22 protein-coding genes are annotated in these 21,402 nt (G+C 64.3%); 15 read left to right on the top strand and 7 right to left on the bottom strand.

The features are described from left to right. Positions 1–21: 21 nt before the first annotated feature. Together RHPLAN_RS26185 and RHPLAN_RS26180 are read right to left on the bottom strand one after the other, a co-directional pair. Positions 22–399 (bottom strand): hypothetical protein, encoded by a 378-nt coding sequence (locus RHPLAN_RS26185; RefSeq protein ID WP_068024231.1) that lies wholly within the window; start codon positions 397–399, stop codon positions 22–24. 198 nt (positions 400–597) lie between these two features. Beyond that, positions 598–1,293, bottom strand: coding sequence for a sulfite exporter TauE/SafE family protein (locus tag RHPLAN_RS26180; protein WP_068024228.1), 696 nt, complete (start codon positions 1,291–1,293; stop codon positions 598–600). Positions 1,294–1,514: 221 nt separating this feature from the next. Here RHPLAN_RS26180 and RHPLAN_RS26175 point away from each other — a divergent pair, with 221 nt between their 5' ends. Further along, a complete protein-coding gene (locus tag RHPLAN_RS26175) occupies positions 1,515–1,982 on the top strand; it encodes a DUF1203 domain-containing protein (protein ID WP_068024225.1) in 468 nt (155 codons plus the stop codon). A gap of 146 nt (positions 1,983–2,128) precedes the next feature. Here the strand turns inward: RHPLAN_RS26175 and RHPLAN_RS26170 are convergent, their stop codons facing one another. Continuing rightward, complete coding sequence (locus RHPLAN_RS26170; protein WP_198164495.1) at positions 2,129–3,205, bottom strand: LLM class flavin-dependent oxidoreductase; 1,077 nt, start codon at positions 3,203–3,205, stop codon at positions 2,129–2,131. Between the two features lie 162 nt (positions 3,206–3,367). Here RHPLAN_RS26170 and RHPLAN_RS26165 point away from each other — a divergent pair, with 162 nt between their 5' ends. From RHPLAN_RS26165 to RHPLAN_RS26125, 9 genes are all read left to right on the top strand, one after another. Continuing rightward, positions 3,368–3,829 carry a MarR family winged helix-turn-helix transcriptional regulator gene (locus tag RHPLAN_RS26165; protein WP_068024219.1) on the top strand — a complete coding sequence of 154 codons (462 nt, stop codon included), beginning with the start codon at positions 3,368–3,370 and terminating at the stop codon, positions 3,827–3,829. A gap of 204 nt (positions 3,830–4,033) precedes the next feature. Beyond that, positions 4,034–4,939, top strand: a complete 906-nt coding sequence (locus RHPLAN_RS26160) for an alpha/beta hydrolase (RefSeq protein ID WP_084245565.1) — start codon at positions 4,034–4,036, stop codon at positions 4,937–4,939. 15 nt (positions 4,940–4,954) lie between these two features. Next, the gene (locus RHPLAN_RS26155; RefSeq protein ID WP_068024213.1) at positions 4,955–5,851 is read left to right on the top strand and encodes an alpha/beta hydrolase; all 897 of its coding nucleotides are present in this window, start codon (positions 4,955–4,957) and stop codon (positions 5,849–5,851) included. Positions 5,852–5,867: 16 nt separating this feature from the next. Next, complete coding sequence (locus RHPLAN_RS26150) at positions 5,868–6,824, top strand: alpha/beta hydrolase (RefSeq protein WP_068024210.1); 957 nt, start codon at positions 5,868–5,870, stop codon at positions 6,822–6,824. Between the two features lie 18 nt (positions 6,825–6,842). After that, a complete protein-coding gene (locus tag RHPLAN_RS26145; RefSeq protein ID WP_068024207.1) occupies positions 6,843–7,826 on the top strand; it encodes an alpha/beta hydrolase in 984 nt (327 codons plus the stop codon). Between the two features lie 28 nt (positions 7,827–7,854). Further along, positions 7,855–8,838, top strand: a complete 984-nt coding sequence (locus RHPLAN_RS26140) for a Bug family tripartite tricarboxylate transporter substrate binding protein (RefSeq protein ID WP_068024203.1) — start codon at positions 7,855–7,857, stop codon at positions 8,836–8,838. Between the two features lie 77 nt (positions 8,839–8,915). Next, positions 8,916–9,272, top strand: a complete 357-nt coding sequence (locus tag RHPLAN_RS26135; RefSeq protein ID WP_068031873.1) for a GIY-YIG nuclease family protein — start codon at positions 8,916–8,918, stop codon at positions 9,270–9,272. Between the two features lie 26 nt (positions 9,273–9,298). Beyond that, positions 9,299–10,249, top strand: coding sequence for a Bug family tripartite tricarboxylate transporter substrate binding protein (locus tag RHPLAN_RS26130; RefSeq protein WP_237180217.1), 951 nt, complete (start codon positions 9,299–9,301; stop codon positions 10,247–10,249). Positions 10,250–10,419: 170 nt separating this feature from the next. Continuing rightward, a complete protein-coding gene (locus RHPLAN_RS26125; protein WP_198164493.1) occupies positions 10,420–11,361 on the top strand; it encodes a Bug family tripartite tricarboxylate transporter substrate binding protein in 942 nt (313 codons plus the stop codon). Here RHPLAN_RS26125 and RHPLAN_RS26120 read toward each other — a convergent pair. Continuing rightward, positions 11,358–11,630: a hypothetical protein gene (locus RHPLAN_RS26120; protein ID WP_068024194.1), complete on the bottom strand. Its 273-nt coding sequence runs from the start codon at positions 11,628–11,630 to the stop codon at positions 11,358–11,360. The two genes, RHPLAN_RS26125 and RHPLAN_RS26120, sit on opposite strands and share 4 nt — an antisense overlap. A gap of 311 nt (positions 11,631–11,941) precedes the next feature. Here RHPLAN_RS26120 and RHPLAN_RS26115 point away from each other — a divergent pair, with 311 nt between their 5' ends. The 3 genes from RHPLAN_RS26115 to RHPLAN_RS26105 all read left to right on the top strand — a co-directional run bounded on the left by RHPLAN_RS26115 (position 11,942) and on the right by RHPLAN_RS26105 (position 14,835). Beyond that, positions 11,942–12,130, top strand: coding sequence for a hypothetical protein (locus RHPLAN_RS26115; RefSeq protein WP_068024192.1), 189 nt, complete (start codon positions 11,942–11,944; stop codon positions 12,128–12,130). 406 nt (positions 12,131–12,536) lie between these two features. After that, positions 12,537–14,123 (top strand): YfgM family protein, encoded by a 1,587-nt coding sequence (locus RHPLAN_RS26110; protein ID WP_068024189.1) that lies wholly within the window; start codon positions 12,537–12,539, stop codon positions 14,121–14,123. Positions 14,124–14,271: 148 nt separating this feature from the next. Continuing rightward, positions 14,272–14,835 (top strand): hypothetical protein, encoded by a 564-nt coding sequence (locus tag RHPLAN_RS26105; RefSeq protein ID WP_068024187.1) that lies wholly within the window; start codon positions 14,272–14,274, stop codon positions 14,833–14,835. A gap of 12 nt (positions 14,836–14,847) precedes the next feature. Here the strand turns inward: RHPLAN_RS26105 and RHPLAN_RS26100 are convergent, their stop codons facing one another. From RHPLAN_RS26100 to RHPLAN_RS26090, 3 genes are all read right to left on the bottom strand, one after another. Then, entirely contained in the window at positions 14,848–15,354 is a 507-nt protein-coding gene (locus tag RHPLAN_RS26100; RefSeq protein WP_068024184.1) for a CYTH domain-containing protein, read from the bottom strand. Positions 15,355–15,473: 119 nt separating this feature from the next. Next, on the bottom strand, positions 15,474–16,457 hold the full coding sequence (locus RHPLAN_RS26095) for a Bug family tripartite tricarboxylate transporter substrate binding protein (RefSeq protein ID WP_068024181.1): 984 nt from the start codon (positions 16,455–16,457) through the stop codon (positions 15,474–15,476). Positions 16,458–16,474: 17 nt separating this feature from the next. Next, entirely contained in the window at positions 16,475–17,593 is a 1,119-nt protein-coding gene (locus RHPLAN_RS26090) for a 5-methyltetrahydropteroyltriglutamate--homocysteine S-methyltransferase (protein ID WP_068024179.1), read from the bottom strand. A 413-nt stretch (positions 17,594–18,006) separates the two neighbouring features. On the opposite strand from RHPLAN_RS26090, the gene RHPLAN_RS26085 reads away from it, so the two are divergent. Further along, a complete protein-coding gene (locus RHPLAN_RS26085; protein ID WP_068024175.1) occupies positions 18,007–20,220 on the top strand; it encodes an alkaline phosphatase family protein in 2,214 nt (737 codons plus the stop codon). A 163-nt stretch (positions 20,221–20,383) separates the two neighbouring features. Continuing rightward, positions 20,384–21,349: a Bug family tripartite tricarboxylate transporter substrate binding protein gene (locus RHPLAN_RS26080; protein WP_237179918.1), complete on the top strand. Its 966-nt coding sequence runs from the start codon at positions 20,384–20,386 to the stop codon at positions 21,347–21,349. The last annotated feature ends 53 nt before the right edge of the window (positions 21,350–21,402 follow it).

Genomic DNA, 21,402 nt, shown 5'->3' with positions numbered 1-21,402 from the left:
TTTTCTTTTCGATCAGTAGCCTTAACGGCGCGCGGGCCGGGTGGCTTTGGGCGTTGACTTGTCGGGTGCCGACTCAGGCTTGTCGCTGATCTGCCGCACGTCGCGGATCATTTCCAGGCAGATCGTGAGTTCGGTGTAGGTCGGCGCGTAGCTCTTGATCGAGGTCGTGCAGAAATTGCGGTCCTTGTCGGGAAACGATGACCATTTCTCCGCGAGCTTGTCGCGCGCCGATTTCTCGGTCTCGTAACAGGCCTTCTCGCGCTTTTCCGAGTCCGCCTTCACCACGGCGCGCGCCGCGCCCTTGCAGCTTGCCGTCACATCGAGGTTCGGCACGGTGTCGGCGGCGGCGAGTGCGACAAACTGCAATGTCAGTGGTACGGCGAGGATGAACTTCAGCATGATCGCGTTCCTGGTTGGCTCCTGCGGCCGGAGCCCGGTGTTTCATATGATAGCACGTGGCCAAGATTCGTCAGCCGTCAACGGTTGCGGCAAGACTCCCTGAATCTGTGGCATTTATGCACAAAACGCTGCGGGCGGCCGGGTGGTTTCATGTCTTGAAGGTCCGCCGGACCAAGCCGGTCACCATCAATTGATGGCTCATTTGATGAGCAGCGCGAAACCGCTGACGATCAGTGCGCAGGCGACGGTGCGGCGGAACGCTTTCTCGCTCATGCCGTGGTGAAGACGGTTGCCGATGAAGATGCCGACGAACATCGACGGCATCAAGATCGCGGCAACGATCAGCACATCGCGGGTGAATTCCCCGAACACGAAATAGCCGGTGCCGCGGGCGAGCGACAACGTCAGCAGGATCGCCGTCATGGTGGCTCGATAATGGTCCTTGCCGAGTTTGATGGCGTCGAAATAGATCGCATAGAAGGTGCTGCCGAAGGTGCCGACGATGGTGCCGGTCGCGCCGCCAAGGATGCCGCCAAGGAGCGCCGCGGCGCGCGGCGGCAGATGGGGCTTCGCCGCACCGAATGTTCCCCAGAGCGAATAGGCGCCGTAGGCCAGCACGAAGCCGCCGATCCAGATCGCGAGCGTGTCGGATGAAAGCCGCGTGAACACCGCGAGGCCAAGGCCGACGCCGATCAGCGTGCCGGGAATGAGCTTGGCGATCTCCCACCACAGCACCTTGTCCCGGTCGCTGCCGAGGATGGTGGTGCCGCCGACCGCCGCAATCAGCGTCCAGGCCGGGATGAGAAGCTTCAACGGCAGCACCAGCCCGAGCAACGGCAGCGCGACGGCCGCCCCGAAGCCCGACGCGCCGCGCGCCGAATAGGCCGCCGCCATCACGACGCAGCTATAGATGATGACCGGAACGCTGAAGGCTTGGATGGCGGGACTCCTTGGCGGTGAACTTTATGCGCCGCCAAGGCTGTTGTCCCGCCCGGCACGACGATTCGAACAGGACGCGCGCGTTCCGGCCCGCAGAAATCGGGTGTTGGAATCGGGTGGGTTGGCGGCGCGGACCGGCTCATATCAGCCTCGTATCAAGTCAAAGGAGGACGATCATGAGCTTTCGGATTCGTGGCCTGCCGGCCGAAGACTTCCAGCACCTGTTCAAACTGTCAGACGACGAACTCGCCGCGCGTGGCGCCGTGCGCCGCATCGCGGACGCCCGCAATCCGGGTTATCCGTGCCGCGTCAGTCTCACGGACTCCAAGGCCGGCGACGAGCTGATCCTGACCAACTACGAGCACCACGACGTCTCGTCGCCGTATCGCATGCGCTTTGCGATCTATGTGCGCCGGGGCGAGGAGAGCTATGACGAGGTCGACAACGTGCCCGAGCAGCTTCGGCTGCGGACGCTTGCGGTTCGCGCGTTTGACGCCGACGGCATGATGGTCGGCTGGGAGCTGGTCGAGGGCACCGAGCTCGAGGCCGCGATCGAGCGGCTGAACGCAAATCCGAAGGCGGCCTATCTGCACGTCCACTACGCCGCGCCGGGCTGCTACGCGGCGCGGGTGGAGCGGAGTTGATTGGCAGCGCTGTCATTCCGGGGCGCGGGCGAAAGCCCGCGAACCCGGAATCCAGTACCGGAGAAACTGCCTGCTTGTCTGGATTCCGGATCGCTGCTTCGCAGCGTCCGGAATGACCGTGTTGAGAGAGCGACGGCTATCCGAGCCTAAGCCGCCCGTCGCAGCTTGTGCTTGCCTTCGAAATTCGGCGCCACCTCGCGCATGAAGCGGTCCATCTCTTCCTTGACCTGATTGTGCGGCTTCATGCCGACGTTGAAATAGAGGATCACCTCCGAGAAGCCGGCGGCCTCGACCTTCTTCAGCGAGTCGATGATGGCCTGCGAGTTGCCGAGCAGCACCGAATTGTCGGTGAGCATCTGCGGCTCGACCTTGTGCAGGCGCGCCACCATGTCGACGAAGTAGCGGTAGCTCGGCGGGGCGGTGGCGGCGTCGCCCGGCAGCGCCGGGATCACGCACTCCTTGTAGTAGCGGATCTGGCGCTCGCGCTGCGCCTTCTCCTGCGCCGGCGTGTCGTAAAGATGGATGAAGTAGCTGCACATCAGGCGGCCCGGCTTCTTGCCGTGCTTGATGCAGGTCTCGTTGTAGAGGTCGGCCACCTGCTTGAGCCCGCCGTAGCTCATCGAGGCGGCGAATGGGGCTACGATCAGGCCGTAGCCGAGGCGGGCGGCAAGCTCGATCGACGGCTTGGAGAACGAGCCGATATAGGCCGGCATCGGATTCTGGATCGGCTTCGGCGTGATGCGCACGTCGTCGAACTGATAGTGCTTGCCGTGATGCGAGATGCGGTCCTTGGCGGCCCAGAGCTTCTGGATCACCTCCATGCCCTCTTCGAAGATGCCCTGGTTGTCGCTGAAGTCGACATGGAACGGCGCGTATTCTCGGCTGTCGTAGCCGCGGCCCGAGGCGAAATCGACGCGGCCGCCCGACAGCAGATCGAGCGTGGCCCATTGCTCGGCGACACGGATCGGATGATGCAGCGGCGTGACGGTGACGGCCGGCGCGAGGCGGATGTGCTTGGTGCGCGAGGCGATATAGGACAGCACGAGGTCGGGGCACGAGAGCACGCCGAGCGAATTGAAATGGTGCTCGCCGATCCAGGCCGAGTGCATGCCGATCTGGTCGGCATATAGCGCCTCGTTGGTGATGTCGGTGATGAAGGTGTTGGCGTCGCGGGTGTTGTTTTCGTAGTGGTTGTCGCTCAGCGTGAAGTAGCCGAATTCCATGTTTCGCTCCCATCCGTGGTGCGGCGCTTGGAGGGCCGCATTCGCCATCTGCCGACAATAATGCATTTGCAATTGTTGAAATTGCAAGTGTTTGGGCTACACTGAAACCGTGATATTTACGTCAGTTCTGCTGCCCTAATTTAAACCCGGATACGTCACGCCGTGGCTCAGCGCCCGCATCTCGATCTCGACAACTACCTGCCGTACCTCATCAATCGGGTGGGCTCGGCGATCGCCGAGATCTACACCGGCGACATTCTGTCGCCGCTCGGCATCAGCCTCGACATGTGGCGCGTGCTGGCCGCGCTGTCGAACAACGGCGAGCAGCGCCAGATCGATCTCGTCTCGAACACCTCGATCGACGTCTCGACCATGTCGCGTCTGGTCACGCGGATGGTGCGGCAGGGACTCGTGACGCGCAACCGCTCCAAGACCTCGAGCCGCGAGGTTGTGATCGCGCTGACCGCGAAGGGCCGCACGCAGGCGGATGGCCTGATCCCGATCGCCAAGAAGCTCGAAGTGACTGCGGTCGGTGGGCTGTCGCCGAAGGACCTCGCGGTGGTCAAGCGCGCGCTCAAGCGCATGTATGCCAACCTCACCAACGGGCGCGGCAACCCGCGCTGATTTCTCTCCACCTCATCCTGAGGAGCACGGCGAAGCCGTGCGTCTCGAAGGACGAGGTGGCCCGGTCGGTGGCGGCCTCGTGCTTCGAGACGCCGCGCTTTACGCGGCTCCTCAGCATGAGGCCGGGAGGGATGCCCGGCCGCGCATGAGCCAAGCCCGCCACGCATTGGCCGGGCCGGGCGGGCTGCGATAGTCTGCCGCGCCATGAATATCCGTCCCGAGACGCCCCGTACAAAAGGCCCGCTGGTGTTCCTCGACATGGACCAGCAGGCGCTCGACGAGGCCTACGACCAGGAGATCTATGCGCCGAACCGCGCGCTGGTGGTCGAGCGGCGGAAGGCGGCGAGCGACCGGGCGCGCGCCATTCTCGGCAAGCCTTCGCGCGTCGCCTACGGGCCGAGCGAACACGAAGGCCTCGACATCTTCGATTGCGGCGTCAAGGGCGCACCGGTCAACGTATTCGTCCACGGCGGCGCGTGGCGGAGAAACGTCGCGGCCGACTATGCGCTGCAGGCCGAGCCGCTCATTCGCGCCGGCGCGCATGCGGTGCTGATCGACTTCATCAACGTCGACCAGGCCAAGGGCGATCTGTTCCCGATGTACGAGCAGGTGCGGCGCGCGCTGGCCTGGGTCTGGCACAATGCCGCAAGCTTCGGCGGCGACCGCGACAGGCTTTACGTGTCGGCGCATTCGTCGGGCTCGCACCTCTGCGGCGTGGCGCTGACGCGCGGCCTGAAGGAAGAGAGCCTGCCGCCCGATGCCTTCAAGGGCGCGGTGCTCTTGAGCGGCATGTACGATCTCGCGCCGGTGGCACTGTCCAAGCGCTCATCCTACGTGAACTTCACGCAGCCGATGATCGAGAAGCTTTCCGGCGGCCGCTACATCGGCGACCTTCACACGCCGCTGGTGCTGGCTTACGGCACCTGCGAAACGCCCGAGTTCCAGCGCCAGACCCGCGACTTCGCCGCCGCCGTCAAAGCCGCCGGAAAGCCCGTCGAACTCCTGGTCGGCGAGGCGTACAATCACTTCGAACTGTTGGAGACACTCGCCAATCCCTATGGCCTCACCGGCCGGGCGATGCTCCAACAGATGGGTTTGGTCGCGAAATAGAACTGGAGAAACAGGATGAATCAGGTCGTCAATGTGCAGAGCGCGAAAGGCCCGCTGGTCTGGCTCGACATGGATCAGAAGGCGCTGGACGACGCCTACGACCAGGCGGTCTATGCGCCGAACCGCGATCAGGTGCACAAGCGCAACGTCTTCAACAGCGACCGCGTGCGGCAGCGGCTCGGCGCGCCGAAGCGTCTCTCGTATGGCACGAAGGAGATCGAGCAGCTCGATCTGTTCGCGACGTCGAAGCCGAACGCGCCGATCTCGATCTTCATCCATGGCGGCGCGTGGCGAACGCGCACGGTGAAGGACTATCACTTCCTCGCCGAGATGATCGTTCGCGCCGGCGGCCACTGGATCGGCGTCGACTTCGACGGCGTCGAGAACACCAAGGGCGACCTCCTGCCGATGGCCGATCAGGTGCGGCGCGCGGTGGCCTGGGTTCACAAGAACGCCAAGAGCTTCGGCGGCGATCCTGAGCGCATTTACGTGACCAGCCAATCGTCCGGCGCGCATCTCTCCGGCAACATCGTCACCACGAACTGGAAGGACTACGGCGTGCCCGACAATGTCGTGAAAGGCGCGCTGCTCTGCTCGGGGATGTACGACCTCAAGCCGGTGCGGCTGTCGAAGCGCTCCGAATACGTGGCCTTCACCGACGAGGTCGAGGAGAAGCTGTCCTCGCAGCGCCATCTCGACCGGCTGAACTGCCCGGTGGTCGTCGCCTACGGCACCTACGAGACGCCGGAGTTCCAGCGGCAGAACCGCGAATTCGCCGCGGCCGTCAAAGCGGCGGGCAAGCCGGTCACGCTGCTCGTCGCCGAGGGCTACAACCACTTCGAGATGACCGAGATGATCGGCAATCCGGTGAGCCTCCTCGGCAGCGCCATTCTCGAGCAGATGAAGCTCTAAGGCGGCGGAGCGGTCCATGGACATGACGCGGCGGACGGTGCTGGCGAGCGGCGCGGTGGCCGCCGCGGGTGGCGCGACGGCGGCCGAGCCGCCGCCGCGCGAGAAGGGCCCTCTGGTCTGGATGAACATGGACCAGAAGGAGCTCGACGACGCCTACGATCAGGCGGTCTATGCGCCGAACCAGCCGCAGCTCGGCAAGCGCCGCAATGCCAACAGCCAACTCGTGTGGCAGCGCCTGGGTCCGCCCAGGCGTTTTTCTTATGGGCCGACCGAGATCGAAGGGCTCGATCTTTGGGCCACCAAGAAGCCCAACGCGCCGGTAATGGTCTTCGTGCACGGCGGAGCGTGGCGCAACGGCGTGGCGAAAGAGCACTGCTACGCCGCCGAGCTCCATGTGAATGCCGGCGCGCACTACGTCGTGCTCGATTTCATCAACGTCGACCAGGCCGGCGGCGACCTGATGCCGATGGCCGATCAGGTGCGCCGCGCCATCGCCTGGGTCGGCAAGAACGCGGCGAGCTTCGGCGGCGATCCGAGCCGGATTTATGTGTCGGGTCATTCGTCAGGCGCGCATCTCGCCGGCACGGCGCTGATCGCCGACTGGGCGGCGCTCGGCGCACCGGCCGACATCATCAAGGGCGCGGTGCTGTGCTCGGGCATGTATGACCTCAAGCCCGCGCGGCTGTCGAAGCGCGGCGCTTACGTGAAGTTCACCGACGCCATGGAGGATGCGCTGTCGACGCAGCGGCATCTGTCGCGCATCAACTGCCCGGTGGTGCTGGCCCACGGCACCTACGAGACGCCGGAGTTCCAGCGTCAGACGCGCGACTTCGCCGCGGCGCTCAAGGCTGCCGGCAAGCCGGTCACGCTGCTGGTCGGCGAGGGCTACAATCATTTCGAAATGCCGGAGACCTTTGCCAGCCCCTACGGTCTGCTGGGTCGCGCGGTGCTGGAGCAGATGAAGCTTGGCTGATGTGATGGGGAGCGGAACATGGCGGCGGATGGCTTTGGCGAACTGTCACGGCGGGGCGTGCTTGCGGGAGCGGCAGCCATGACCGGCGGCACGGCACTGGCGCAGAACGCGGCTGCGCCCCGCCCCAAGGGGCCGGTCGTCTGGCTCGACATGGACCAGAAGGAGCTCGATGACGCCTACGATCAGGCGGTCTATGCGCCGAACCGCGAGATCGTCATCAAGCGTTGCGCGCGCAACAGCGCTCTGGTGCGCGAACGAATCGGTGTGCCGAACCGCTTTCGCTACGGCCCGACCGAGATCGAAGCCGCCGACGTGTTCCCGGCGAAGACCCAGAACGCGCCGGTGATGGTGTTCGTGCATGGCGGCGCGTGGCGTGTCGGCCGGGCGGCGGACTACCACTACATGGCCGAGATGTTCGTGAACTCCGGCGCGCATCTCGTCGTGCTCGACTTCAACAATGTCGGCGAGGTCGGCGGCAGCCTGATGGCCATGGCCGATCAGATCCGCCGCGGCGTGGCCTGGACCGTGAAGAATGCGAAAAGCTTTGGCGGCGATCCGGATCGCGTCTATGTGTCCGGTCATTCGTCCGGCGGGCACTGGGCCGGCGTGCTGCTCACCACCGACTGGCAGAAGTTCGACCTGTCGCAGGACTGCATCAAGGGCGGCGTCTGCGGCAGCGGCATGTACGATCTCAAGCCGGTGCGGATGTCGGCGCGCTCGAACTACGTGAAGTTCACCGACGAGACCGAGCGGGAGCTGAGTTCGCAACGCCATATCGACAGGCTCGCCGCACCGGTCGCGATCGTCTATGGCACGATGGAGACGCCGGAGTTCCAGCGGCAGAACCGCGATTTTGCCGCGGCCGTGAAGGCTGCAGGCAAGACCGCGACGGTGTCGGTGATGGAAGGCTACAATCACTTCGAGGTCATGGAATCCTTCGGCAACCCGTACAGCCTGTTCGGCCGCGCGGCGCTGGAGATCATGAAGCTGCGCCCAGCCTAAAAATAAAAGAGGCGGGCAGGGAGGGAACGTGCAGGTCAAGACGGGGATCGGCCGGCGGGCTTTTGTCGCCGGCAGCGCTGCGCTGGCGTTGGCGCCGCGCGCAGCAAACGCGCAGAGCTTTCCGTCCGGGCCGGTGAAGCTCACGGTCGCGGTCGGGCCAGGCTCGAGTCCCGATGTGCTGCTGCGCCTGATCGGCGAGCATCTGTCGCAACTCTGGGGCCAGCAGGCCGTCGTCATCAACCAGCCGGGCGGGGCCGGTGCGGTCGCGATCCGCGCCGTCGCGGCCACTCCGCCCGACGGGTATTCGCTTTACATGGCGCTTGCCTCGAACTTCATCGCGCTGCCGGAGCTGCAGGCCAATTTCCCGGTCGACGTGGTGCGCGACTTCGTGCCGATCGGCTACATCGGCGAACATCCGATGGTGATCGCAGCGAGCAGCAGTCTCGGTGTCTCGACCCTGCCGGAATTCATCGCGCTCGCGAAGAAGCGAAAGGGCGAGCTCAACATCGCGGCCGGCAACCGCGGCAGCATCCTGCATCTCGCCGGCGAGTGGCTGCGCATCGCAGGCGATATTGACGTGCAGCTGCTGCACTATCCCGCTGCGTCGCAGGCCATCACCGACGTGCTCGGCGGCCGCGTGCAGGGCATGGTCGACGCGATGACGTCGATGAAGGGCGCGGTCGAGGGCGGCCAGATCAAGCCGCTCGCGGTCGCATCAAAGCAGCGGCTCTATAATTTTCCCGATCTGCCGACCGTCGCCGAGACATTCCCGGGCTTCGAGGCGATGGGCTGGTTCGCGCTGATGGCGCCGCCCGGCACGCCGGCGCCGGTGGCCGCGAAGATCAGCGCCGATCTGCGCACCGTGCTGGCCAGGCCCGAGATCAAGAAGCGCTTCGAGGACCTCGGCACATACATTCGTCCGATGACGTCCGAGGAGCTGACCGCTTTCATTCGCGAGCAGCAGCAGACCTGGCGTCCGGTCATCGCCCAGACGGCGAAGAAGATCAATTGACGCCGCTGTCTCCCCGCCCTCATGCTGAGGAGCATCGCCATAAGCGTGTTTACGCGCGTCTTCGACGCGCTATGGCGATGCGTCTCGAAGCACGAGGGCGGCCCGTGACCGGTGCTTACCTTTACATACTGCGCTGTTCCGACAGCAGCTACTACGTCGGCACGACACGCGCTGATCTTGAGGTGCGTGTCGCGCAACACAATGCCGGACTGTTCGGTGGCTACACTGCGACGCGGCGACCGGTCGCGTTGATCTTCTCTCAACACTTCGAATCAATCACCGATGCCATAGAAACGGAAAGACAGGTCAAGGGATGGACACGCGCCAAGAAGGAAGCGCTCATTCGCGGCGATTGGGATCGCCTCAAGCTGTTGGCACGCCGGGGGCGTCCCCATCCTTCGAGACGCGCGGCTTCGCCGCGCTCCTCAGGATGAGGACGGTTGGGGTCTTCGCCGTGGCGATGCTGGCTGCGGTGCTGTTGTTCAACGGCGCTCCCGTCAATGCGCAGAACTACCCCACCGCGCCCGTGCGGCTCGTCGTCACCACCGGCGCGGGCGGGGCGCCGGATGTCACCGCGCGGATCGTGGCGGAAGGGCTGTCGAAGCATTGGGGCCAGCAGGTGTTCGTCACCAACCATCCGGGCGCCGCGGGTTCGATCGGCATGAAGGTCGCGGGCACGTCACCGCCGGACGGCTACACGCTGCTGTTCGCGCTCTCGTCGAGCTTCGTTGCGCTGCCGGAAATCGCCAAGGACTATCCCTATGACCTGGTGCGCGACTTCGTTGCGATCGGTTTCGTCTGCGAGCAGCCGATGGCGATCGCGGTGCCGACCACACTTGGCATCAACACGCTCGGCGAACTGATCGAATACACCAAGAAGCGGCCGGGCGAGGTCAACGTCGCGGTTCTGAGCCGCGGCGGCATTCCGCATCTCACCTCTGAATGGATCAAGCTTGCGGCCGGCCTCGAATGGACCTCGATCAACTATCCAGGCACGCCGGCAGGGCTGTCGGACGTGATGGGCGGTCGCGTGCAGGTGATCATGGACGGGTTGCCGAGTCTCGCCGGTGCGATCAACGGCGGACAGCTCAAGCTCCTCGCGGTCGGCTCGCAGAAGCGCCTGCCGAACCGGCCCGACACCCCGACCATCTCCGAGACGCTGCCGGGCATTCCGCGTGCGCTCGGCTTTTTCGCTCTGATGGGCCCGCCCGGCACGCCCGAACCGATTGCAAAGAAGGTCAGCGAGGACCTGCGGACCGTGCTGGCCGATCCCGCGATGAAAAAGCGCTTCGAGGATATCGCAAGCTACATCAACCCGATGTCGCCGGCCGAGCTGAAGCAGTACATTGAAACCGAGCAGACCTTGTGGAAGCCGGTGATCGAGCGGATCTCGACGTTCAAGGCCAAATGACGGTGATGGATTTCCGCCTCGTCACGCCACGCTTTCTCTCCGCCCTCATCCTGAGCAGCCGAGCGAAGGAGAGTGCGGCCCGGTCGGTGGCGTCCCCATCCTTCGAGACGCCAGCCTCTGGCTGGCTCCTCAGGATGAGGACGGTTGGGTGTTTCGTTGCTGCGATCATTTTGGCAACGACGACACTTCCATCAAATGCCTTTGCCGATGACGCTTATCCGAACCGGCCGATCACCCTGATCATCCCGTTCGCGGCCGGCGGCTCGACCGACGTGATCGGGAGGCTTGTCGCCGAAGGCCTGCGCCAGGTGCTCGGCCAGTCGGTCGTAGCCGACAACCGCGCCGGCGCCGGCGGTTCGATCGGCACCGGCGCGATCGCGAAAGCCGTGCCCGACGGCTACACCATCGGCATGGGCACGGCGTCGACGCTCGCGATCAATCCCGCGACCTACAAGACCCTGCCGTTCGACGTGCTGACGGACCTCACGCCGATCGGCAACATCGCGGCGGTGCCGAACATCATGTCGCTCAGCCCGAGCGTGCCGGCCAAGGACCTCCGCGCCTTCATCGCGCTCGCCAAGTCGAAGCCTGGTCAATTCGCCTATGGCTCTTCGGGCCATGGCTCCGTCTCGCATCTGCTCGGCGAGCAGTTCAAGCTCGCGACCGGCGCCGATCTCGTCCATGTGCCTTATCGCGGCATGGGGCCTGCGCTGAACGGCGCGGTCGCGGGTCAGGTGCAGGTGGTATTCGACAACCTACCGACCTCGCTCGAACTCGTGAACGGCGGCCGGCTGCACGCCATGGCGATCTCGGGCGACAAGCGCGTCGAGGCCTTGCCGGACACACCGACCTTTGGCGAGCTCGGTATCGAAGAGGCCAATTGGATGGCGTTCTTCGGCTTGATCGCGCCGAAGGGAACGCCCGTACCCATCGTGCAGCGCTTGAACACGGCGCTGAAACAGGCGTTGGCGACACCGGAGATGCGCGAGCGGCTCGCCTCGCAGCAGGCGATCATCGTCGGCAATTCGCCCGAGGCCTTCAAGGCCGAGATCGCCCGTGAGCTCGCGCGCTTCAAGCGCGCGGTCGCGGCCGCCAAGATCGAATTGAACTAGCGCTTCTTGCCGTTGCCGCCCGACGGCTGGCTGTCGCTGCCCTTTTGCGAACCGTCCGGTCCGGTCGCGAACACGCCGTAATCGCTCGACTTGGTTCCCTGCTCAGCTGGCTTGATGCCGACGGCAGCCAGTCCAAGTCGAAACAGCTCGCGGACCGCGGCAGCCCGGCTCGGCATTCGCTGTTTGAAGCGGAAGTCATCCACCGCCGCCAATTCCTCAGGCGAAAGCATGATTTGCAGACGTTCGCCTCGTGTCAGGTCAGCGTTCATGGCCGTGCCCCTTGGCTCCTTATCCCATCGAGTTCCTCGTCAGTAAGGCTTGTAACGCGCGAGCGAGTGAGCAAGTTACTCATTCACATAAATTTGTCCTCTATTGTCATTTGACATGTTTGGTTCATAGGACGAATAGAAAGCCGTCAGCTAATAGTATTGATAGTCGCTGTACCCTGTATTTTTCGTCATTTTCGCTAATTTCTGGATGAACTCATAGTATTGCGAGAATTTTTATTCTTTTGATGATTGAGGGAAACTTGGAGCTGATCTAGAGTTCCTCACATGATCGGGGTGAAAGGATAGCTCCCATGCATGAAGGCTCCGACTACCGAAAACGCGCCGAGGAGTGCACTGCGCTCGCGCAAGCCGCGCGGACCCCATCGCAACGCACGATGCTGTTGCACATTGCCGACACCTGGATGCGGCTTGCTCGCGAAGCCGAGGATCGTGAGCAGGGCGGGCTTAAAATCGAATTGCCGCGGCAACGCTTGATGTGAGCGCCGTACGTCAACAGGCGGAGGATGTTATGCCGCAAATCCAATCCATGTCATCGAGCCACGACAAACCAGCCGTTGTTGCGAAATCTGATGTGCCGGTATGCCCGGCCTGTCAGCATACGATGACCGTCAGAACGTTCACGCTCTCGACCTCGATGGCCGGTGTCGGCGACACGATCTACATCTGCGATATGTGCGGCGCCGAGACCCATCGCATCGCCAAGCGGGAATAGTCTCCAGCCCCCGCAAGTCGGGCCCGCGCCGTTGCCGGCGCAAGCGCCCTCGCATGAGGTCACCTTCGGCAACCAATTGAGACGCGGCCCGCTGTTCCCTCTTCAGGAAAGGGAATATGATTGGTGAACTCAATGAATTGCTTTTCTGTTCAAGATTCTCGGGGAGTTAGGTCATGCGGAATACTTTGCTTGCTGCCATCAGCATTTCGGCTTTGACACTTTCGTCGTCGCAGCCGCTGGTCGCCCAGGGCGACAATCAGCAACTCGGCAATGTTCACTTCGAGACGTCGTGCAACGAGGTGGCGCAGCGCCGGTTCGACCGCGCCATGCGATACCAGCATTCGTTCTGGTATGCGGCGGCGCAGGAGCTGTTCGAGGAAACCGCCAAGGCCGATCCGGAATGCGGCATCGCCTATTGGGGTGTTGCGCTGTCGTTGCTGTCCAATCCGCATGGCGCCATTCCGGCGCCCAACCTCGTGCCGGGTCTCGCGGCGATCCAGAAGGCCAAGGCGATCGGCGCGAAGACGGAGCGCGAACGTGATTTCATCGATGCGCTCACCTTGATGTATGTCGACTACGACAAGGTGCCTCAGTCGCAGCGCATGCGCTCCTATCTCGGCGCCATGGAGAAGCTGGCGGCGAAATATCCCAAGGACGACGAGGCGCAGATCTTCTACGCCATCACGCTCAACACCTCGGCGTCGCCGGCCGATAAGAGTTACGCCCAGCAGCTCAAGGGCGCCGCGATCCTCGAACCGATCTGGAAGCGCCAGCCGCAACACCCCGGCATCGCGCACTACCTGATCCATCTCTACGACTATCCGCCGATTGCCGAGAAAGGCCTGCCCGCGGCGAAGCTCTACGCGCAGATCGCGCCGGCCGCGCCGCATGCGCAGCACATGCCGTCGCACATTTTCACCCGCGTCGGCTATTGGCAGGACTCGATTGCGTCCAACACCGCCTCGGCAAAGGCCGCAGAGCCGGCCAAGGAATTCGCCGAGCAATTCCATGCCCGGGACTACATGGTCTACGCCTATCTGCAGCTCGCGGATGACGGCGACGCGCGCCGGGTCGTCGACGACATGATCGCGGCGCAGGCTCCGGCGCCTGCGGCGCGCGGCGCGTTCTTCGCGCTGGCGGCGTCGCCGGCGCGTTATGCGATGGAGCGCGGCGACTGGAAAGCCGCGGCCGAGCTCAAGGTCACGCCGAGTGCATTCCGCGAGGCGATGGCGACGTCGCACTTCGCCCGCGCGCTCGGCGCGGCTCGCTCCGGCAATCCCGCAGCCGCCAAGGGCGACATCGCCAAGCTCGAAGAGCTTCGCGACCAGCTCAAAGAGGCCAAGGATGCGTACTGGGCCAACATCGTCGACATCCAGCGCCAGATCGCGGTCGCCTGGGTGCTCGATGCCGAGGGCAAGACGGACGAGGCGCTCAAGACGATGAGCGCCGCGGCCGACGCCGAGGACAAGACCGAGAAGGCGCCCGTGACGCCGGGCCCGCTCGCGCCGGCGCGTGAGCTTTACGGCGACATGCTGCTCGCGCACGGCATGGCGAAAGAGGCGATGGCCGCCTTCGAGGCGACCAAGACCAAGGAGCCGAACCGCTACCGCGGCTACGCGGGCGCTGCGGCCGCGGCCGAAAAGCTCGGTGACAAGGTCAAGGCCAAGGAGAACTATCAGAAGCTTGTGACGCTGACCGAAGGCACGGCTGCGGCGCGGCCGGAGCTGGCCGTGGCGCGCAAGTTCATCGCCAGCAACTAGGGCAGGTGGCGCAACGAACGCTGTCACCCTCCCCTGGAGGGGAGGGTCGACCGCCGCGCGCAGCGCGGTGGTCGGGGTGGGGTGATCTCTCACACCAAGGAAAGTTCACCCGTGGCAACATTTGGCCAAAGGGAATTAGAATAACCCCGTGCGGATCACGACAACCATACTTGCGGCCGCGACCTTCGCGCTGGGCGGACTGGTCGGCGCGTTTGCGTTGCTCGCACACAAGCCCGCCGAACAAAGCGGGCCGCTCAATCCGGTGTTTGCCGAAGTGCAATGGCCGTTCCCGCTCGACGAATGGGGCAAGGGCAAGGCGTTCCGCTGCGACGCCGCGCACTGCGGCGCGGAGGTCAATCTCTATCTCCGCGCCAAGATCGGCTTCTGCAACTGCACCACCGGTGTGTCCGATGATCCCGAGCTGGAGCGGCTCTCCGACTTCCACCTCGCCGGCAAGCAGGTCGCGGCGCTGGGCGACGGCCATCCCATCGCGGTGCACTGGATGAAGGGCCGAAGCCGCGGCTATTCGATCGGCGGCGCCAATCCGCCCGGCAAGTCCGCGCTGTCGGTCGCCTTCAACGACCGCTGCGACGCCATGGTCGCCATGGTGGTGACCGACCATGCGCAGCCGTCGGTGATCGAGCCCGCGGTGATCGAGTTTCTCAACAGCAAGACCGTGCTGCACTGGGCCGAGGTCACGCTCGGGCTGTAGGCACCGCAGGCCTCACTGTTGCGCGCGCACGCATGTCTCGGCCGAAGGACGTTGCGTCCGATCGGAAAGCCGCTGCGCCTCCAGATTGATTTTGCGAAAACGGGGATCGTTCGTGATCTCGCGTCCGATCCAGGCCGGGAGATCGATCGGCTGGTCGGGACGGGCCAACTCGATCTCGGCGACAACGATCCCCTCGAGCAACCCAGTATAGACGTCGATCGACCAAGTCGCACCGGCATGTGCGACAAAATACCGGGTCTTGTCGAGAATGTGCGCGGTGCACATCGTCCGCATGATCTGCTGGGCGTCGGACAGAGGAATTGGGTACTCGAATTCGAAACGGCTGATGCCGGATTTGCGGCTTTTCAGGACCACTGTGGCCGCCGAGTCCGTGATCCGCACCCGAACTTTCTGACCGTTTGTGCTGGCGATCAACCCGTCGCGAATCCTGACGCTCCCGATGACGGCATCCTTCCAATCGTCATTTTCGACGAGGAACTTGCGTTCGATTTCCAGCATGAACCGGTCTTTCGCTTATTTGTTAACAGCATAGGGCGAAAGGCGATGACCGGTTTTGACAAAGATCAATGGCTAGAGAGCTGTCACGAAGTTGGGCCGTCCTTTGAAAAAGTGCGCGGCTACTTCGCCGTCTGAAGGTTCAGCTTCTTCACCGCCTGGTCGTAGCGGGCGAGATCCTCCTTGAGGAACGCCGCATAGTTCTCGGTGCCCTTTTCCTCCATGACCATGCCGAGCTGGGTCATGCGTGTGGCCATCGCAGGCTCGCGCATCGCCTTGGCGGCTTCGGCCTGAATCCGGGCGACGATCTTGGGCGAGGTGCCGGCCGGCGCGACGAGCCCCATCATGGTCGCGACGTTGAAGCCTTTGATGCCGAGTTCGTCGCAGGTCGCGATCTGCGGTGTCGACGGCGAGCGTTGGAGCGTGCTGACGCAGAGGCCGCGCAGCTTGCCGGAGGCGATCAGCTCGATGACGTTCGGGATGCCGGACCAGCCGGCCTGGATCTCGCCGGTGAGAAGCCCGTTCACCATCGCCGAGCCGCCGCGATAGGGCACGTGCAGGAGGTCGATGCCGGTCCGCTCGGCGAAGATCGCGAAGGTGAGGTGGTGGATCGAGCCCGCGCCGGCCGAGCCGAAGCTCATCTTGCCGGGCTGCTTCTTGGCGAGCGCGATGAACTCATCGAGCGTCTTGGCGGCAAGATCGGGCGGCGTCGACAGGATGGTCGGCAGCGTTACGAGCGCCGTGATCGGCGCGAAATCCTTGATCGGGTCGTAGCCGAGGTTGGGATTGAGCACCGGGTTGATCGCGAGCGCGCCGGAGTCGCTGAACATCAGCGTGTAGCCGTCGGGTTGCGTCTTGGCGACGAGATTGGCGGCGACGATGCCGCCCGCGCCCGGCACATTCTCGACGATGAACGGCTTGCCGAAGGCCTGGCTGAACTTGTCGGCGAGGAGGCGCCCCATCACGTCCGGATTGCCGCCGGGGCCGGACGCCGCGATCAGCCGCACCGGATGCGTCGGCCATGCGTCATCGTCGGCGGCGGTTGCGGCGGACGCGAAGCCGAGCAGCAGCGTCAGCGCTAGGGCAATCGAAGTCTTCATTCTCATCAGCGTTCTCCCGGCACTCAGGCTTCGCCCCAGATATCGTTGGCAAGCTCGACGACGAGGCGGAGCTTCTGCTCCTGGATTTCCGGCGAAATGGGATTGCCGGTGTCGACGCTGGCGAAGCCACATTGCGAGCTGATCGCGAGATTGTCGAGATCGAGGAAGCGCGTCGCATCCTCGACACGCTGTCGCATCTCGGCCTTGTTCTCCATCACAGGCGTCTTGGTCGAGACGATGCCGAGCACCACCACCTTGTGCTTCGGCACGAGGCGCAACGGCGTGAAGCTGCCGGCGCGCTGCGAGTCGTATTCGAGGAAGTAGAACGGGATGTTCATTGCGTTGAACAACCGGTCGGCGACTTCGTCGTAGCTGCCTTCCGAATGCCACTGGCCGCCGCGGTTGCCGCGGCACAGATGCATGCCGATCCGCATCCCTGCGGGCGCGTTGGCGAGCATCCGGTTGGTGACGTCGATGTACTTGTCGATCAGCGCGCTCCAGTCGTCGCCGCGCGCCTTCAGCCACTGCTGCACGTCCGGATCGCCGAACTTGGCGAAGGCGGTCTCGTCGACCTGCACGTAGCGGCAGCCGGCCGCGGCGAGCGCCTTCAACTCCGCCCCGAAGGCCTCGACGGTGTCATCCCAGAACTGATCGAGATCCTTGTAGGCGCTTTGCAGCACCGCGGCGTCGCCGCCGCGAAAGTGAAGCGCGCAGGGGCCCGGAATGGTGATCTTCGGGATCAGCCGCGTGTTGGCGGCGATGAACTTGTAGTCCGGCACGTTGATCGGGTGCGTCCAGCGCACGCGGCTCTTGATCAGCGCCACCGGCTGGGCGGCGCGGTGGCCGGGATTTTCGCCCTTGGCGTCCTCGCCGCCGACGGTGTCGATGCTGAGTTCGCCGAGCTGGCGGTAGAAGAAGCTATGATAGGAGCGGCGGCGGAACTCGCCGTCGGTCGCAAATTTCAGCCCGACCTTTTCCTGCAGCGCCAGCACGCCCCTGATGGCGTCATCCTCGGCCTTTGTCAGTGCGGCCTGGTCGATCTCGCCGCGCGCAAATTTTGCTCTTTGGTCCAAGAGCGCCTGCGGGCGCAAGAAGCTGCCGATCTGCTCGGCGCGGAACGGCGGCTTGAGTTGCGACAGCATTGTTTCCTCCGCATGTTTGTTGCGTGAAACCCTAGAGCAGGCTGCAGCATGGAGCAACACGCGGCGGCGTGGTGGGAGATGCGGTGGGCAATATCCCCTCGGGCGCGAGGAGCGTATGCGGATGCATCGTGAAGCGGCGATTGCGCGATCGCTGTCCGACTCGTGCGGTCCCGCGATCGAGAACATCACGCGAGGCGTGACCGCAACGGTATTTTCTTACATGGCGCGCGCTGAAGCGAATCGTCTCGCGAGTGACAGATCAATGTCGAATGTGTAACGCGCGCGAAAAGCATTTTGCTTTCATTGATTTGTCGAGCACGCAGCGCGTCACATGATCGTCAGCGCGAACGACGATAGTGCCACCCCTCACTTTCGCTCCTCCCAACATTTTCAAAACAGCCAGGGGGCCTCGCATGCCAGCTTCAACCAGGACATTTTTGAAACTCCTCTCGACGGTATCGCTTGTGGCGTCGCTCGCCGTGACCGGTTTCTCTGCGTCCGCTCACGATGACGACAACAACGGCAACGGCAACAACAACGGAAACGAGCACGGCAACGGGCCGACCGCGTCCGTCTCGCCGAAGGTCGTGCTGATCTCGCTCGACGGCGCCAAGCCGAATTTCATTCAGCAGTTCATCGCCGAGGGCGTGCTGCCGCACAATGGCGGCCTCGCGAAGCTGAGCAAGGGCGTGGTTGCGCTTCGCAACGTCACCGCCAGCCCGTCGCTGACCGCGGTGTCGCATATCGCGATCGCGACCGGTTCCAACTCGGTCCACAACGACATCCCGTCCAACACCTATCACAATGTGGCCGCCACGATCGGCACCAGCGCCTCGGGCTTTGCCGGCGCGATCGGCGGCTATCAGTTGAGCCCGCTCGGGCCCTCCGCTCATCCCTCGGCCGAGCCGCTGTGGGTGAAGCTACGCCAGCAGGGCAAGTCGGTGGTGACGGCCACTTGGCCGGGCGCCGACGGCGCCGACATCAAGATCAACAACGTGACCGTGCAGGCGGCGCAGCCGCTTCGCGTCACCAACTACACGGTGCCGTTCGGCGCCTTTGGCGGCCTGAGCGCGACCGGCTTCGTGCTGACCGGCTCGCAGTTCTCCGCCGATCCGGCCGTCGCGGCGCAGCTCAGCGCCGCCGGGCATTTCTCCCACAGCCCGGTTCTCGCGACCGCGCCGTTCGAGACCTTCACCTGCTCATCGGGCCCCGCCTCGACCTGCACCACGACGGCAACGCTCGATCTCAAGTTCGAGATGCGGGCCGCGGCGCTCGACACCACCAATGACGGCGTCGTCAACTACGACACGCTGGTGATCTTCGAGAAGACGCAGGGGATCACCGCGGGTCCGTTCCATGCGCCGTCCACCGGCCCGGCCTATATCAAGCTCGGCGGCGAATCGGGTCCGTTCTACTTCGAGGGCACCGGCAACAAGGTCGGCGCGTCGTATTTCGTCTCGGCGATGTCGCCAGACCTCTCGACCGTGCACTTGGCGCGCTACGGCTCGAACTTCATTCCCCGCAATGCGCCGGTGATCGCCGATGTCGACGACATCAACAACAACATCGGCTTCTGGCGTCCGCAGGACGACTTCCGCATCGTCGAGCGGCTGAGTGCGGGCTTCGGCAGCTTCGCCGACACCGAGCTCGAAGCCATGCTGCTGGACCAGGTCCAGACCTTCGTGCGCTATCAGGCCCAGATCGGCGAACGTGCGATCCTCAAGAACCCCGGCGCCGATCTAGTGATGGTCTACATCGAGCAGCCCGACGGCTCGGAGCATCAGTTCTTGCTGAACGATCCGCGGCAGGCCACCAACCCGACCGATCCGACCACCACCGGCCGCAACCAGGACCGCGCCAAGGTGGCGCGCTATCGTGAGCACATCCACTTCGCCTATCAGCAGGCCGACGCGGCTGTGAAGCGGATCAGCCGCGCCGCGGGCCCGCACGCCAACGTCATCGTGGTGTCGGACCACGGCTTCGCGCCGTTCCACACCGCGGTCAGCCTGTTCAACATGCTGAAGAACGCCGGCGTCGACACCACGAAGATCGGCATCCGCACCTCGGGTCCGGCGGCCAACATCTACGTCAACCTGCAGGGCCGTGAGTCCGGCGGCACGGTGGACGCGGCGACCTACAACGCGCTGGTCACGCAGATCGCCAACGTGCTGCAGACCGCGACCGATCCGAATCCGACGTTCAACGGCTCGCTCGACCACAAGCGGGTGTTCACGGTCGTCAACAGCCGGCCGCTGAGCTGCCCGCAGGGCATCGGCGTCTGCACCAGCAGCAAGATCGGCCAGGACTTCGGCGACGTCTTCGCGCTGATGGATGTCGGCTACAATTTCGACGGCATCCAGTCGCCCGGCGTGGCCCGCCAGGGCGACGCGCCGTTCAACTCGGCCACCACGGTGTTCTCGACGCCGAACTTCTATGGCGCCCACGGCCACGATCCCAACATCGAGGACATGAGCGCCACGTTCATCGCGGAAGGGCCGGACTTCCAGAAGCACAAGATCGTCCGCGACATGCGCAACATCGACGTCGCGCCGACCATCATGAGCATCCTCGGCGTCAGGCCGTCGTCGACGGTCGACGGCCGGGTGCTGAACGAGGCGCTGCGCTAGGCACGACGCGACATATTGTCCGGACACTCCCGACGGGCGCCGAGAGGCGCCCGTCGCTGTTTGATGCGGCTCTCTCCATGGCGCTTTGCGCTTACCTGAAACCGGCGTAGCGTGTCGTTCAAGGCGGCAAAGAATCCGCCGGACAGGTTCGTGGAGGAACGCCGTGACCATTTCCCGCCGCAGCATCGTCGCTGCGGGCGCCGCCGCGCTCGCGTTGCCGCGCATCGGCTTCGCCCAAGGCGCTTACCCGTCGCGCACCGTGCGCTTGATTTGTCCGTTCCCGCCCGGCAGTTCGCCGGACCTAGTGGCGCGGCTTGCCGGCCAATGGCTGTCCGACGCGCTCGGGCAGCCCTTCGTGATCGAGGACCGGCCGGGCGCCGGCAGCAACATCGGCACCGACGCCGTGGCGCATTCCGCGCCCGACGGCTACACGCTGCTGGCGTCAGTGCTGACCAACGTGTTCAACACCACGCTCTACACCAAGCTGAGCTTCAACTTCGGCAGCGACTTCGTCCATGTCGCAGGTATCGCCAACGCGCCCTATGTCATCGTGGTGCCGCTGAGCTTTCCGGCCAAGACCGTGCCGGAGTTCATCGCCTATGCCAAAGCAAATCCCGGCAAGATCAACATGGCGTCGGGCGGCACGGGCTCCTCGTCACACATCTTCGGTGAGCTGTTCAAGGCCATGGCCGGTGTCGAGATCGTGCACGTGCCGTATCGGACCAATTACATGCCCGATCTGATGGCCGGCCAGGTGCAAATGGCGGTGAACCCGATGCCGCAGGCGCTGGAACTGGTCCGCAGCGGCAAGATCCGCGCGCTCGCCGTGACCACCAAGGCGCGCCAGGCGTCGTTGCCGGATGTGCCGACCGTCGCCGAAACCGTCCCGGGCTATGAGGCGCTCGGCTGGTACGCGCTGGCAGCGCCCAAGGGCACACCGACCGAGGTGGTCGACAAGCTCAACGGCACGATGGCGAAGATTCTGGTCGATCCGAAGTTCAAGGCGCGGCTCGCGGACCTGGGTGTCGAGCCGATGCCGATGACGCCCGTGGAATTCGCCACGTTCATCGGCAGCGAAACCGACAAGTGGACGAAGGTGATCAAGGCCGCGGGCGTGGTGTTGGAGTAATTGCAACGCATTGTCGCTGCTTTATTTGCAGCGGATTCGCTCTCGATCCGTCA

It is taken from the genome of Rhodoplanes sp. Z2-YC6860, from assembly GCF_001579845.1.
Taxonomy (GTDB): Bacteria; Pseudomonadota; Alphaproteobacteria; order Rhizobiales; family Xanthobacteraceae; genus Z2-YC6860.
Note: the sequence above shows the minus strand (reverse complement) of the source record. Positions and strands in the feature narration are given on the sequence as shown.